Annotated in this window: 10 protein-coding genes; 5 read left to right on the top strand and 5 right to left on the bottom strand. The window is 71.8% G+C overall.

The features are described 5' to 3' along the window. Positions 1–122 precede the first annotated feature (122 nt). Complete coding sequence (locus M2266_RS17820; RefSeq protein WP_277439081.1) at positions 123–1,223, bottom strand: LacI family DNA-binding transcriptional regulator; 1,101 nt, start codon at positions 1,221–1,223, stop codon at positions 123–125. 293 nt (positions 1,224–1,516) lie between these two features. Between M2266_RS17820 and hisC the strand changes: the two genes are divergently transcribed. The 5 genes from hisC (at position 1,517) to M2266_RS17795 (ending at position 10,643) form a co-directional block, all read left to right on the top strand. Next, positions 1,517–2,590, top strand: a complete 1,074-nt coding sequence (gene hisC, locus M2266_RS17815; protein WP_277439080.1) for a histidinol-phosphate transaminase — start codon at positions 1,517–1,519, stop codon at positions 2,588–2,590. 242 nt (positions 2,591–2,832) lie between these two features. Next, on the top strand, positions 2,833–4,347 hold the full coding sequence (locus M2266_RS17810; RefSeq protein WP_277439079.1) for a cytochrome ubiquinol oxidase subunit I: 1,515 nt from the start codon (positions 2,833–2,835) through the stop codon (positions 4,345–4,347). Positions 4,348–4,364: 17 nt separating this feature from the next. Next, positions 4,365–5,366 (top strand): cytochrome d ubiquinol oxidase subunit II, encoded by a 1,002-nt coding sequence (gene cydB, locus M2266_RS17805; RefSeq protein ID WP_277439078.1) that lies wholly within the window; start codon positions 4,365–4,367, stop codon positions 5,364–5,366. A 53-nt stretch (positions 5,367–5,419) separates the two neighbouring features. Beyond that, a complete protein-coding gene (cydD, locus tag M2266_RS17800) occupies positions 5,420–8,884 on the top strand; it encodes a thiol reductant ABC exporter subunit CydD (protein ID WP_277439077.1) in 3,465 nt (1,154 codons plus the stop codon). 64 nt (positions 8,885–8,948) lie between these two features. Further along, the gene (locus tag M2266_RS17795; protein WP_277439076.1) at positions 8,949–10,643 is read left to right on the top strand and encodes a GAF domain-containing protein; all 1,695 of its coding nucleotides are present in this window, start codon (positions 8,949–8,951) and stop codon (positions 10,641–10,643) included. Positions 10,644–10,671: 28 nt separating this feature from the next. Here M2266_RS17795 and M2266_RS17790 read toward each other — a convergent pair whose 3' ends face one another. The 4 genes from M2266_RS17790 to M2266_RS17775 form a co-directional block, all read right to left on the bottom strand. Beyond that, entirely contained in the window at positions 10,672–11,538 is an 867-nt protein-coding gene (locus M2266_RS17790) for a Cof-type HAD-IIB family hydrolase (RefSeq protein WP_277439075.1), read from the bottom strand. A 107-nt stretch (positions 11,539–11,645) separates the two neighbouring features. Next, positions 11,646–12,587, bottom strand: a complete 942-nt coding sequence (locus tag M2266_RS17785) for a MerR family transcriptional regulator (RefSeq protein WP_277439074.1) — start codon at positions 12,585–12,587, stop codon at positions 11,646–11,648. Between the two features lie 24 nt (positions 12,588–12,611). Further along, a complete protein-coding gene (locus tag M2266_RS17780) occupies positions 12,612–14,411 on the bottom strand; it encodes an SDR family oxidoreductase (protein WP_277439073.1) in 1,800 nt (599 codons plus the stop codon). Next, entirely contained in the window at positions 14,408–15,235 is an 828-nt protein-coding gene (locus tag M2266_RS17775; RefSeq protein WP_277439072.1) for a M24 family metallopeptidase, read from the bottom strand. Before M2266_RS17775 ends, M2266_RS17780 begins: the two co-directional genes overlap by 4 nt. Positions 15,236–15,338 lie beyond the last annotated feature (103 nt).

Genomic DNA, 15,338 nt, shown 5'->3' with positions numbered 1-15,338 from the left:
TCGCGCACGGAGTCCGGTGCGGATGTCCGCGTGGACGTCCGCGTGGGGTTCCGGTTCCGGATCCCCACGCGGACGCTCGCGTATGAGTGCGGTGCTGCGGGTCCTGCCGTGCGCGTCCGGCCTCAGCTTCCGGCCGGACTGCGCGGTGGGCTGACCGTGGTGCGGTGTGTGCGGCGCTGGGAGGAGGTGCGGACGATGAGGTCGGTCTGCATGATCTGCTGGACGGGTTGGGCGGAGCCCACGCCCTCGATGGCGTCGATGAGGAGCTGGACCACCGCGGTGCCGATCTTCCCCGGTTTGAGGGACAGCGTGGTGATCGGAGGTTCGGTGCTCGCGTAGACGACGCTCTCGCTGCAGCAGACCAGCAGCAGATCGTCCGGCACCCGCAGCCCGTAGCGCCGGGCGGCTGCCAGCAGGTCGGTGCCATTGGGGTCGAAGAGGCCGTAGACGGCGTCGGGTCGGTCCGGGCGGGCGAGCAGCCGGTCGGCGGCGACCGCGCCCGCACACGGGTCATGGGCGGGATAGGACTCGTAGACCGGCTCCTGGCCCACCCGCTCGCACCATTGCAGGTACGCGGTGGTGGAGAGCCGGGTGTAGGTGTCGGTGCTGGTACCGGTGAGCAGGCCGATCCGGCGGGCTCCGGCGTCGGCGAGGTGGTCGAGGATGCCGAGGACGGCTTCCTCGTGGTCGTTGTCGACCCAGGCGTGGACGGGGAGGCTGCCGGCGGGCCGGCCGTCGCTGACCACCGGTACGCCCTGGCGGACGAGTTCGATGACGACGGGGTCGTGGTCGGAGGGGTCGATGACCACGGTGCCGTCGAGTGCGACGTTGCTCCACACGTCATGGCGCGAGGAGGCGGGCAGAATGACCAGGGCGTAGCCCCGGGCGAGGGCGGCCGAGGTCGCGGCTCTCGCCATTTCGGCGAAGTACGCGAACTCGGTGAACGTGAAGGGTTCTTCGCCGTAGGTGGTGACCGTCAGGCCGATGAGGCCCGATCTGCCGGTGCGCAGTGTGCGGGCGGCCGCCGATGGGCGGTAACCCAGCCGTTCGGCGACCTCCCGGACATGTCGGCGGGTGGCGTCGGGCAGTCGGCCCTTGCCGTTGAGTGCGTCGGAGACAGTCGTGATCGAGACACCGGCGGCAGCGGCGACATCTCTGATGCCTGCCCGCTCGAGCCGGCGTCCGATGGGCCGGCTCGCCTGGTGGTTCCCTGCTGCTGTCATGGCGACCCGATAGTAGGGCGGGGTTGGTCCGTCCGCTGGGGCCCCGAATAGGCATTCTGGCAATACGTTTTTGCAAGATCGAAAGTGCTTTGCGGAGATGAATGTGCAGCTCGCAAGCGCTTTCTCGGGTCAGCCCTCGGCATCCTGAGGACGATCTTCCGTCTATTGGTTCGTATCCCTGGGACGTATCAACTCACTCCTACGAGGGATGCGCACTACCGCGTGCGCCACCCGCGCACGGTGTGGCGCACGGCACTTTCCCACGCCCTCACGCCCCCTCGTATGGTGTGGTCATGACCCCGAAGCTGCGCGCGGAACTGGACGGCATCCCCACCTACAAGCCCGGGCGACCCCCGGTGATGGACGAGGGTGCTCCGGCCTACAAGTTGTCCTCCAACGAGAACCCCTTCCCGCCGCTGCCCGGCGTGCTGGAGGCGGCCACCGCCGCCGCGGGTTCCTTCAACCGCTATCCCGACGCGGCGTGCACCGCGCTGACCGCCGAGCTGGCGCACCGCTTCGGCGTCCCGCAGACGCACATCGCGACCGGTACCGGCTCGGTCGGCGTCGCGCAGCAGCTGCTGCAGGCGACCGCGGGCCCGGGCGACGAGGTCATCTACGCGTGGCGGTCCTTCGAGGCGTACCCGATCATCACGCGGATCAGCGGCGCGACGCCGGTGGAGGTGCCGCTCACCGACACCGAGGAACACGACCTGGACGCGATGGCCGCCGCCATCACGGACCGGACCCGGCTGATCTTCCTCTGCAACCCCAACAACCCGACGGGCACCGCCATCCGGCGCGCCGAGCTGGAGCGCTTCCTCGACCGGGTTCCGTCCGACGTGCTCGTGGTCCTGGACGAGGCGTACCGGGAGTTCATCCGGGACGCCGAGGTGCCGGACGGCGTCGAGGTCTACCGCGACCGCCCGAACGTCGCGGTGCTGCGCACCTTCTCCAAGGCGTACGGCCTGGCCGGCCTGCGGGTGGGCTTCGCCATCGCGCACGAGCCGGTCGCCGCCGCGCTCCGCAAGACCGCGATGCCGTTCGGTGTGAGCCAGCTCGCCCAGGACGCGGCGGTCGCCTCGCTGCGCTCCGAGGAAGCCCTGCTGGAGCGGGTGGCCGGCCTGGTCACCGAGCGGGACCGGGTCGTCGGGGCGCTGGCCGCGCAGGGCTGGACGCTCGGGGAGACGCAGGCGAACTTCGTCTGGCTGCGGCTGGGGGAGCGCACTCTGGACTTCGCCGCGGCGTGCGAGCGGGTCGGCGTGTCGGTACGTCCTTTCGCGGGCGAGGGCGTGCGGATCACCATCGGCGAGACCGCGGCCAACGACCTGCTGCTCGAGACCGCGGACGAGTTCCGCAAGGAGCTGTAGCCGGACCGGAGCGACCTGCGGCTCGACACACGGCTTGACCTGCGGATCGAGCCGCGGATCGAGGTGCGGAACAGCTCTCCGGGCCCCCTGCCACCTGCCGTTTTCGCCCCCTTCCACCCCCCCGGTGGGAGGGGGCGAACTGGTGTGCGCGATACTTAGCTTGTGAATGCGTTCACTTTCACAAGCGAACGTATATGGGCGCGAAGCCCAGGTTTGGACAGGTACAGGCAAGGAGTCGTGACGTGCAGCTCTCGCTGGAAACCGTCGACGTCGCACGGTGGCAGTTCGGCATCACCACCGTCTACCACTTCCTCTTCGTCCCGCTGACGATCAGCCTCTCCGCGCTGACCGCGGCCCTGCAGACCGCGTGGGTCCGATCAGGGAACGAGAAGTACCTCAGGGCCACCAAGTTCTGGGGCAAACTCTTCCTGATCAACATAGCCATGGGCGTGGCCACCGGCATCGTGCAGGAGTTCCAGTTCGGGATGAACTGGTCGGACTACTCCCGCTTCGTCGGGGACATCTTCGGGGCGCCGCTGGCCTTCGAAGCGCTCATCGCGTTCTTCTTCGAGTCCACGTTCATCGGGCTGTGGATCTTCGGCTGGGACAAGCTCCCGCAGCGCATCCACCTGGCCTGCATCTGGATCGTCTCGATCGGCACGATCCTGTCGTCGTACTTCATCCTGGCCGCGAACTCCTGGATGCAGCACCCGGTCGGCTACACCTACGACAAGGTGACCGGCCGCGCCGAGCTCACCGACTTCTGGGCGGTCATCACCCAGCAGACCACCCTGGTCGTGGTCTTCCACACCATCACCGCGGCCTTCCTCACCGGCGCCGCGTTCATGATCGGCATCTCCGCCTACCATCTGGCGCGCAAGAAGCACATCGCCGTGATGCGCACCTCACTGCGGCTCGGCCTGGCCGTCGCGGTCGTCGCGGGGCTGCTCACCGCGATCAGCGGTGACTCGCTGGGCAAGGTCATGTTCAAGCAGCAGCCGATGAAGATGGCCGCCGCCGAGGCGCTGTGGGACGGCCAGGGGCCGGCCCCGTTCTCGATCTTCGCCATCGGCGATGTCGACAAGGGCCACAACAGGGTCGCCGTCGAGGTGCCCGGGGTCCTGTCCTTCCTCGCCGACGGCAACCTCTCCTCGTACGTGCCCGGCATCAACGACGTCAACAAGGCCGAGCAGCAGAAGTACGGCCCCGGTGACTACCGGCCGAACATCCCCACCGCCTACTGGGGTTTCCGCTGGATGATCGGCTTCGGGATGACGTCCTTCACGGTCGGCCTGGCGGGGCTGTGGCTCACCCGCCGCAGGCTCTGGGTCGCCGAGGAGCACCGCACCGGCGAGGACGAGGCGCCGAAGCTGATGCTCACCGGGAACAGGCCGTTCGGCGACCGGTTCACCGCCTGGTACTGGCGGATCGCGCTGTGGACGATGGTCTTCCCGCTGCTGGCCAACTCGTGGGGCTGGATCTTCACCGAGACCGGCCGCCAGCCCTGGGCCGTCTACGGGCTGCTCCGCACCTCCGACGCGGTCTCCCCCAGTGTCTCCACCGGCGAGGTGTTCGCCTCGCTGATCGCCTTCACCCTGCTCTACGCGGTGCTCGCCGTCGTCGAGGTCAAGCTGCTGCTGAAGTACGCCAAGGCGGGACCGCCGGAGCTGACCGAGTCCGACCTGAACCCGCCAACGAAGATCGGCGGCGATTCCACCGACGCCGACGCCGACCGGCCCATGGCCTTCTCGTACTGAGAAGGAAGGAGCGCGACATGCACCTCCACGACGTCTGGTTCGTACTCATCGCCGTCCTGTGGACCGGCTACTTCTTCCTGGAGGGCTTCGACTTCGGGATCGGGATCCTCACCAAGTTGCTGGCCCGCGACCGCCCCGAGCGCCGCGTGCTGATCAACACCATCGGGCCGGTCTGGGACGGGAACGAGGTATGGCTGCTCACCGCGGGCGGCGCGACGTTCGCCGCCTTCCCCGAGTGGTACGCCACGCTCTTCTCCGGCTTCTACCTGCCGCTGCTGATCATCCTGCTCTGCCTGATCGTCCGCGTCGTCGCCTTCGAGTACCGCTCCAAGCGTGCGGACGACCGCTGGCAGACCAGCTGGGAGCAGGTGATCTTCTGGGCCTCACTGCTGCCGTCGGTGCTGTGGGGCGTCGCGTTCGCCAACATGGTGCGCGGCGTGAAGATCGACGCGAGCAAGGAGTACGTCGGCACCTTCGGGGACCTGCTGAACGTCTACTCGCTGCTCGGCGGCCTCGTCACCCTCACGCTCTTCACCTTCCACGGAGCGGTGTTCGCCGCGCTCAAGACGGTCGGCGACATCCGGACGCGGGCCCGCGGGCTCGCCTTCCGGCTGGGCATCGCGGCCACGGTGCTCGCGGTGCTCTTCCTGGGCTGGACGCAGCGGGACAGCGGCGACGCCACGACGCTCGGCGCGCTCGCCGTCGCGGTGGTGGCGCTGGTCGCGGCGGTCTGGATGATCCGGATCGGCCGTGAGGGATGGTCGTTCCTGTTCTCCGGCGTCACCATCGCGGCCACGGTGGCGATGCTCTTCCTGGCGCTCTTCCCGAACGTCATGCCGTCCTCGCTGAACGACACGTGGAACCTCACGGTCACCAACGCCTCGGCGACGCCGTACACGCTGAAGATCATGACGTGGTGCGCGGCGGTCGCGACGCCGGTGGTGCTGATCTACCAGGGGTGGACGTACTGGGTGTTCCGCAAGCGGATCGGCACCCAGCACATCGCCGAGACCCACTGAGCCCCCGCCACCCGACTCGCCCTCGCCTCGCCTCGCCGAAGGGAATGTTCCACGTGAAACCAGTCGATCCGCGTCTGCTCCGGTACGCGCGCGCCAGCCGCGTCTTCCTCGTGGCGTCCGTGGCCCTCGGTTTGGCCGGGGCGGGGCTGGTCGTCGCCCAGGCGATGCTCATCGCCGAGATCGTCGTCGGCGGTTTCCAGCACGGCCTCGACGCCGGCGGGCTGCGCACTCCGCTGCTGCTGCTCGCCGCCGTCGCGGCCGGTCGGGGCACCGTCGCCTGGCTGACCGAGCTCTGCGCGCACCGCGCCAGCGCGGCCGTCACGTCCGAACTGCGCGGCCGGCTGCTGGAACGGGCCACCGTGCTGGGCCCCTCCTGGCTCTCCACCCGGCGCACCGGCGAACTCACCACGCTCGCCACCCGCGGGGTCGACGCGCTCGACGACTACTTCGCCCGCTATGTGCCGCAGCTGGGTCTGGCCGTGGTCGTACCGGTCGTGGTGCTCGCCCGGATCGTCACCTCGGACTGGGTCTCGGCACTCACCATCGCGCTGACCCTCCCCCTCATCCCGCTCTTCATGGCACTGATCGGCTGGGCCACCCAGGACCGGATGAACCGCCAGTGGCGGCTGCTCGCGCGGCTGTCCGGGCACTTCCTGGACGTGGTCGGCGGCCTGCCCACCCTGAAGGTCTTCGGCCGCGCCAAGGCGCAGGCCGAGTCCATCCGCGCCATCACCGACGAGTACCGGCGCGCGACCATGCGGACGCTGCGCCTCGCGTTCCTGTCGTCCTTCGCCCTGGAACTCCTCGCGACGATTTCTGTGGCGCTGGTCGCCGTCGGCGTCGGCATGCGGCTGGTCCACGGGGACCTGGACCTCTACACCGGGCTCGTCGTCCTGGTGCTCGCGCCGGAGGCGTATCTGCCGCTGCGGCAGGTGGGCGCGCAGTACCACGCGGCGGCCGAGGGAGTGGCCGCGGCGGACGAGGTCTTCGCCGTCCTGGAGACGGCTCCGGCCGCCGCCGGGACGCTGCCCGCCCCCGATCTGCGGCGGGCTTCCATCACCGTGGACGGTCTGACGGTGCACCACGACGGTCGTGAGCGGCCCTCGCTCCCCGAGGTCTCCTTCACCGTCTCCCCCGGCGAGGCGATCGCCGTCGTCGGCCCCAGTGGGGTCGGCAAGACCACTCTGCTGACGGCGCTGCTCGGCTTCGCGCAGCCGTCCGGCGGCCGGGTCCTGGTCGACGGCGCCGACCTGGCGTCACTCGATCCCGAGAGCTGGCACCGGCAGATCGCCTGGGTCCCGCAGCGGCCGCACCTGTTCGCCGGGACCGTCGCGGAGAACGTCCGCCTCGCCCGGCCGGACGCCACCGACGAGCAGGTGCAGACCGCCCTCCGTGACGCCGGCGCCCTCGACTTCGCCGACCCGGACACTGCACTCGGGGAGGGCGGCTCCGGCATCTCCGCAGGCCAGCGCCAACGGCTGGCCCTTGCCCGCGCTTTCCTGGCCGACCGCCCACTGCTGCTGCTCGACGAGCCGACCGCCAACCTCGACGGTGACACCGAGGCGGCGGTGGTGGACGCCGTCCGCCGACTCGCGGTCGGCCGCACCGTCCTGCTCGTCGTCCACCGGCCGGCCCTGCTCGCGGTGGTCGACCGGACGATCCGGCTGCAACCGGCACCGGCCGTCGCGAACGCCGGCGCGGAGACGCACCGTGCTCCGGCGGCGGTCCGTCAGGATCTCCGTCCGGCGGGCGTCCTGCCTCCGGGGGAGGCGCCGACCGCCGTCGGCGGAGGACGTCCGCTGCGGCGGGTGCGCCGGATGGCGGGGCCGTTGCGCGGGCGCTTCGCGCTGGCGCTGCTGCTGGGGGCGCTGGCGCTCGGGTGCGCGGTGGGTCTGATGGCGACGTCCGGCTGGCTGATCAGCCGCGCCTCGCAGCAACCGCCCGTGCTGTACCTGATGGTCGCGGTCACGGCGACGCGGGCGTTCGGGATCGGGCGGGCGGTCTTCCGGTACGCGGAGCGGCTGGTGTCGCACGACGCGGTCTTCCGCTCGCTCGCGGACCTGCGGGTGGCCGTCTACCGGCGGATCGAACGGCTCGCCCCGGCGGGCCTGAAGGAGACGCGGCGCGGTGACCTGCTCTCCCGGCTGGTCGCCGACGTCGACGGATTGCAGGACTACTTCCTGCGCTGGCTGCTGCCCGCCGGCACGGCGGTGGGTGTCTGCGTCGCGTCGGCGGCCTTCACCGGCTGGCTGCTGCCCGAGGCGGGCGTGGCACTGGCCGTCGGTCTGCTGACCGCGGGCGCGGGCGTCCCCGCGCTGTCCGCCGTGCTGTCGCGGCGCACCGAGCGGCGGCTCGCGCCGGCCAGGGGCGAACTGGCGACGCAGGTCGTGGACCTGCTGACCGGCACCGCCGAGCTGACGGTCGCCGGCGCTCTGCCGGGCCGACGGGAACGTGCCGCGCGCTCCGACCGCACACTCACCCGGCTCGCCGCCCGGTCCGCCGCGACGACCGCGCTGGGCGCGGGGCTGACCGCACTGGTGTGCGGTCTGACGGTGGTGGCCTGCGCCTACGCCGGGATCCAGGCGGTACGGGACGGCCGGCTCGACCCGGTCGCGCTGGCGGTCGTGGTGCTCACGCCGCTCGCCGCGTTCGAAGCGGTCGCGGGGATGCCGCTCGCGGCGCAGTACCGGCAGCGCAGCCGGGCGGCGGCGCTACGGGTACACGAAGTGCTGGACGCGCCGGAGCCGGTCCGCGAGCCGGAGCGGCCGGTGGAGCCGCCGGCCCTGCCGTTCCCGCTGGTCGTCCGCGATCTGACGGCCCGCTACCCGGGCCAGGGGCGGCCGGCGCTGGCGGGGCTGGATCTCGAACTGACGCAGGGCCGCAGGATCGCCGTGGTCGGCCCGTCGGGGGCGGGCAAGACGACGCTGGCGCAGGTGCTGCTGCGTTTCCTGGACGCGGAGAGCGGTTCTTACACGCTCGGCGGCACCGAAGGGGCCGCGCTGGACGGCGACGACGTGCGCCGACTGGTCGGGCTGTGCGCGCAGGACGCGCACGTGTTCGACAGCTCGGTCCGCGAGAACCTGCGGCTGGCGCGCCCGGCCGCCGACGACGACGCGCTGCGTGCGGCGCTCGCCGCCGCCCGGCTGGACGCCGACCTCGACACCCTCGTGGGCGAGCACGGCGCCCGGCTCTCCGGCGGGCAGCGGCAGCGCCTCGCGCTGGCCCGCGCGCTGCTCGCCGACTTCCCCGTCCTGGTGCTCGACGAGCCGGCCGAGCACCTGGACCTGCCGACCGCCGACGCGCTGACCGCGGATCTGTTGGACGCCACCCGGGGCCGGACGACCGTGCTGATCACACACCGGTTGGCCGGCCTGGCGGGGGACGCGGTCGACGAGATCGTCGTCCTCGACCGGGGCCGCGTCACGCAGCGCGGAACATACGAGGAGCTGGCAGCGCTCGAAGGACCGTTCCGCCGCACGCTGGAGCGCGAGCGCGCCGCGGGCCTGGCCGTGGTCTGACCGGGCCGGCTGAGCCGACCGGTCCGACCGGCAGGGACAAAGCGGACCAAATACGCTGATCCGCATGGCAGACGACAGTGAGCCGACGACCTTCAGCTTCCAGGGCGTGGCCTCCCGGATCACCATGCGCCTGCCCGAGTTGCTGGAGGCCGTCGTCGCCGTCGGCACCGGCCTCGAACTGCACACGACGCTGCGCAGGATCGTCGAGACCGCGGCCGAGCTGGCGTCCGCCCGCTACGGGGCGCTCGGCGTGCTCAACGCCGACGGCACCGCCCTCGCCGACTTCGTCACCTACGGCATCACTGATGAGGACGTCGAACGCATCGGCGCGATCCCGGACGGTCGCACGGGGCTGCTCGGCGAACTCATTCGCCATCCGGTGCCCCTGCGGATCGCGGACATCACAAAGGATCCGCGGTCGGCGGGGGTCCCGCCGGGCCATCCCCCGGTGCAGGCTTTCCTCGGGGTGCCGATCCGCGTCCACAAGGAAGTCTTCGGGAACCTCTACCTGACCGAGAAACGCGGCGGCGGGGAGTTCACGGAGGAGGATCTGCAAGTGGTGCTGATCCTGGCAACCGAGGCGGGGATCGCGCTCGGCAACGCGCGGCTGTACGAGGCGACCCGCCAGCGCGAGCGCTGGATCAACGGCTCCGCGGCCCTCACCACCGCCCTGCTGACGAGCGACGCCGCCGAGCACGCGCTGGACGTCGTCGCCGAGCAGGCCCGCAAGCTGGCCGAAGCCGCCGCCGGGCTCGTTCTGCTGCCGACCGAGGACGGCGGTTTGGAGGTCGTCGCGGTCTCCGCCGATGAACCGGCCGGGATGCTCGGCACGGTCATCGAGCCGGAGAGCCCGGTCGCCGAACTGCTGTTGAACGGGGAGCCGGTCTTCGTCGACGACTCCTCGATGGATGTGCGGATGACCACCCGCCTGGCGATCAGGTTCGGGCCCAGCATGATGCTTCCGCTCAAGAGCAACGGCCGCGTGATCGGCACCCTCGCGCTGCCGCGCGGACGCGGCGGCAAGCCGTTCACCGAGGTGGAACGCACCCTGGCCACCCAGTTCGCCGCGCAGGCCGCGCTGGCGCTGCTGCTGGTCGACGTACAGCGCGACCGGGAACGGCTGGCGGTCTACGAGGACCGTGATCGGATCGCCCGTGACCTGCACGACCTGGTCATCCAGCGGCTGTTCGCGACCGGTCTGATGCTGCAGGGCGCGCAGCGCCGCTCGGTGGACCCGCAGGTGCGGGACGGGATCGGCAAGGCCGTCGATGAACTGGACGCCACCATCCAGGAGGTGCGCACGGCGATCTTCGCGCTCCAGCAGGTCCCCGCCGACGCGCCGGCCGGCCTGCGGACGCGGGTGCTGCGGGAGATCGGCACGGCGGCCGTCCCGCTGGGCTTCCAGCCGTCGGTGCGCTTCATCGGGGCGGTGGACGCGCTGGTCGGCGAGCTGACCGTGAAAAACCTGATCGCCGCCCTGCGCGAGGCGCTGTCGAACGCTCTCCGGCACGCGGGTGCGAGCCGCGTCGACGTCGTGATCGACGCGACGGTCACTCTGCCCGGCACCGCAGAGGGCGACGGCGTCGTAACCGGGGTTCGGCTGACGGTCACCGACGACGGCGTGGGCATCCCGGCGGAGGGCCGCCGCAGCGGACTGCGCAACCTGGCGCGCCGCGCGGAGGCCCTCGGCGGGTCGAGCCGTCACGGGCCGGGGCGGGACGGGGTGGGGACGACGGTCGTCTGGGAGGCGCCGCTGTAGCGGCGGCCCCCGTCAGCGGACGCCGGGGTCAGTTGTCGCGGGTCCGCAGGATCCGCTCGATGATCCGGGCGACGCCGTCGTCCTGGTTGGCGGTGGTGCGGTGGGTGGTGGCGGCCAGCACCGCGGGGTGCGCGTTCGCGACCGCGTACGAGGTGCCCGCCCAGCTCAGCATCGCCAGGTCGTTCGGCATGTCGCCGAACGCGACGACCTCCTCGGCCGACACCCCGCGCTCCGCGCAACACCGGGCGAGGGTGGTGGCCTTGCTGACGCCCGGGCCGCTGATCTCCAGCAGCGCGGAAGCGCTGGAGCGGGTGATCTCGCCGTGCTCGCCCGCGGCGCTCAGCGCCGTTGCCAGGAACGCGTCCGGATCGGCGTCCGGGTGCTTCGCGAGCAGCTTGAGCACCGGGGCGCCGATGTCGGCGAGCAGCTCCTCGGCGGGCGCGATCACGGCGTCGGGCATCGGGGCGTACGGAGGGTACGCGGGCTCGTAGGAGAAGCCGTTGGTGCGCTCCACGGCGAAGGTCGTGCCGGGCACGGCCGTGCGCAGCGCGTCCACGATGGCGAGTGCGTCCTTCGTGTCGAGCGGGTACGCGGCGAGCAGCCGGCCGCGGTGCAGGTCGTAGACGGCGGCGCCGTTCGCGCAGATCGCCATCCCGTGCCGGGCGGTGTGCTCGGCGACGACGTTCATCCAACGGGCCGGCCGCCCGGTGACGAAGAAGACCTCGATCCCGGCCGCCTCGGCGTCCGCGAGCGCGGCGATCGTCCGGTCCGAGACCGTCTTGTCGTCACGCAGCAGCGTGCCGTCGAGGTCGGTGGCGATCAGCCGGGGCGTGCGGGCCGACGGGCGGGCGTCCTGGGACTGGAGATGCTCGGGGGCTGAGGTCACACCCCCCATCCTCCCGTATACGCCCGCGCCGCCCGCACACAGGTACGCCCGCGTCTGCCCCCCGCCACCGGACGCGGCCTCGGTGGTGGGGACCGGTGGGCGGGCCGTGGCGAAGATCAATCCCGGCCGCGCGGGTACTCCTCGGCGGCGCGGCCCGCGAGGGCGTCCAGGGTGCGGGCCCGGACCTCCCGTTCGGCGGCGGCGGCGACGAAGGCCGGGACGTTGCGACGGCCGACCAGCTCCCGGACGGCGCCCACCGTGTCCGCCGGCAGCGAGACCGGAACGACGGCGGGGCCCATCGAGGGCGCCACGTCCGCCGCGAGGTCGCCGATGTGCCTCCTGACCTGCTCGGTGGCCATCATGCGCATCGCGCGCGCCAGTTCCGCGTCGAGGGTCTGCCGGGCGAGCGGTCGCAGCCGCCGCACGAGGGACGCCGCCTCCGCGTCGGTGGGCGGATGGTCCAGATAGCGCTGGAAGACGTGCTCGGTGGTGAACTGCAGGAACCGCTCCGAGATGTACTCGACCTGGATCCGCAGCTCCCGCAGATGACCCGTGATCGCGGAGAGCGGGACGCCCGCCGCGTACAGTTCGGCGGCGGCCGCCAGCTCCTGGGGGCTGGGGACGAGGAACTCGTCCTCGCTGTCCGGGACGGCCTCGAGCACCCCCAGGTCCAGGGCGTCGGTGATGGCGGCCTCGTCGGGGACACCGCCGAACGCCTCGGTCAGCTCGGAACGGGTGATCCGGGCCGGCGTCTCGTCGGACCAGGACCGGTCCACCTCGTTGACCAGGCCGAGGACTCCGCCGAGCCCGGTGCCCGCGTCCCACGCCTCCAGCAGCTCCTTGATGCTGGCCAGCGTGTAGCCGCGCTCAAGGAGGTCGGCGATCTGGCGCAGCCGGGCCAGGTGCGTGTCGTCGTAGACGTTGGCGCGGCCCCGGCGTTCCGGCTTCGGGAGCAGCCCCCGGTCCTGGTACCCCCGGATCGTCCGGACCGTGGTGCCGCTGAGGTGGGCCAGGTCCTCGATCCGGTAGGCGCGGTGCTCGGCGGTCGCGTGGTTCATGGTGTGGTGACTTCCTGACACGGCCTACAGGGGTGGGTTGAGGCGGGCCAGGCCGCGGAGCGCCCTGGGGGACAGCCGGCCCAGCAGCCGGGCGCCGTGTGCCTCGGGGGTGACCGGGACGACCGCGGAGTTGCGCATGACCGCGCGCACGATCGCGTCGGCGACCTTCTCCGGCGGGTAGTTGCGCAGCCCGTACAGCCGGGCGGACTTCGCGCGGCGCCGGTCCTGCTCCGCGTCGGTGGCCCCGGCGAAGCGGGCGGTCGAGGTGATGTTGGTGTTGACGATGCCGGGGCAGATGGCGGTCACCCCGATGTCGTGGGGGGCCAACTCGGCCCGCAGACATTCGCTGAGCATCAGCACGGCGGCCTTGGAGGTGCTGTACGCGGGCAGCGCACGCGACGGCTGGAAGGCGGCGGCGGAGGCGATGTTGACGATATGGCCGCCCTGGCCGCGGTCGACCATCTGCCGGGCGAAGAGCCGGCAGCCGTGGATGACGCCCCACAGGTTCACGTCCAGCACCCGCTTCCACTCCTCGGTGGTGGTGTCGAGGAAGGAGCCGGCCAGGCCGATACCCGCGTTGTTGACGACGACGTCGGGCACTCCGTACTCGGCGGCGGTCTTCTCCGCGAGCTTCTCCATGGCCTGTTCGTCGGCGACGTCCACGGTCTCGGCCCACGCCTCCGGCGCGCCGATGAGCCGCGCCAGTTCCGCGGTGCGGGCCGCGGACTCGGCGTCCCGGTCCACCGCGATGATCCGCGCCCCCGCCTCGGCGAACGCGAAGGCGGTGGCCCGTCCGATGCCGCTGCCGGCGCCCGTCACCAGCACCAACCGGCCGGCGAAGCGCTCACCGGCGGGTCCCGGCTTGTCCGGGGTGGTCCGGGCGGGACGGCCCTCCTCGTTGGACGTCACGAAGTCACCGATCCACTGGGCGAGCTGGTCCGGTCGGGTGCGCGGCACCCAGTGCCTGGTCGCGATGGTGCGGCGCCGCAGGTCGGGGACCCACTGCTCCAGTCCGTCGGAGAGCTTCTCCGACAGGAACGGGTCACCGGTCGGGGTGATCAGCTGCACCGGCACATGGGCGTAGGCGTCCGTCCGCGGTGCGCGCAGCCGCTCCTTGACGTTGTCCCGGTAGAGCCACGTGCCGTGTGCGGCGTCCTCGGGCAGTGAGGCGGTCGGGTACTGGGCCGAGGAGATCTTCTCGGCGCGGGCGAGCAGCTTGGGCCACTGCCTGCCGAGCACTCCGCGCCAGGCCAGTTCCGGGAGCACCGGGGTGTACAGCGCGTACACGTACCAGGACTTGGCGCCCTGGCCGAGGAGCTGGGCGACGCGGCGCGGGGTCGGCCGCGCGACCCGCTGCTTGATCCAGTGGCCGAAGTGGTCGAGGGAGGGGCCGGAGATGGACGTGAAGGTGGCGATCCGGCCTTCGGTGCGCCCCACGGTGGCGAACTCCCAGCCCTGGACCGATCCCCAGTCGTGGCCGACGAGGTGGACCGGCCGGTCCGGGCTGACCGCGTCCGCGACCGCCAGGAAGTCGTTCGTCAGCTTCTCCAGCCGGAATCCGCCGCGCAGCGGTTTCGGCGCGGTCGAGCGGCCGTGGCCGCGCACGTCGTAGAGCACGACATGGAACCGGTCCGCGAGCCGGTCGGCGACCTGGGACCACACTTCCTTGCTGTCGGGGTAGCCGTGCAGCAGCACCACGGTCGGCAGCGACGCGTCCCCGTACTCGGCGACGCACAACTCCACCCCGTCGCCCGCCACCCGTCGCTCACGCGGCACCCCGCCCTCCGGGTTCACGGTCCCGTCTCCCGCGCCGTCTCGGCTCATACGGTCAGCCCCGCTTCCTTCCAGCGCTCCACATGCGGCAGTTCATCGTCCAGCCAGTACGCGTCCGTGTCGGTGACCACGAGGATCTCCTCGAACTTCGCGCCGGTCCCGCGGAATCCCAGATGGGGCTCGACGGCCCACAGCCCCGGCCGCGGCGGATGGTCGGACATCCGGTACGGGCTCCACAGCGGGGACCAGCCGTCCCGGTGCCCGTGCAGCGCGTCCTTCGCCAGTCCCCTGAGGCTCTGGGCGCCGAAGCCGGCGATCCGCGGTGCCCAGCGCCGCTCCCGGACCCGGTCGACCTTGTGCGCGATGACGCCGAACGGATAGGCGCGGTGGCGGTTGGCGTACCCCTGCCTCACCATCAACCGGTCCACGTCCTGGTAGATCGCCCGCAGCGGGCGGCGCTCGCGCACCTCGCGCAGGATCAGCTCGCGGTGCTCGCGCAGATCGGCCAGCAGCCGGTCGTGGACGGGGTTGAGCCCCAGGCAGCCCGAGTACCCGATGTCGGCGGTGAACCCCCGGTGGATCGGGGCCACGTCCAGGATGAAGGGCATCCCCGGCTCCAGCCGGCGCTGCGTGGGGAAGAACTGCAGCGGCACCTTGAAGCCCGTGAAGGCCGTCCGGTCGCCGAACCAGGCGAACGGCAGATGGAACCAGTCCCGCACGCCCCGCTCGCGCAGCCACTCCCGCATCATGCGGGCGGCCTCCCGCTCGGTGACGCCCGGTCTCAGCTGCGCCGCGACCGCCTCGGCGCACGCGTACGCCAGCCGCTGCACCTTCCGGAACCCGTCCAACCCATCCGGATGACTCGGATGACTCATCTCTACCGCCCCCATCCCCGGAAGGCACCGGAACGGCACCCGGCACGGCCCGCATCAACCCTGACACCGATGAATGTGACATCACTCCATGGCAGGGTCAAGG

It is taken from the genome of Streptomyces sp. SPB162 (genome assembly GCF_029504575.1).
Classification (GTDB): Bacteria; Actinomycetota; Actinomycetes; order Streptomycetales; family Streptomycetaceae; genus Actinacidiphila.
Note: the sequence above shows the minus strand (reverse complement) of the source record. Positions and strands in the feature narration are given on the sequence as shown.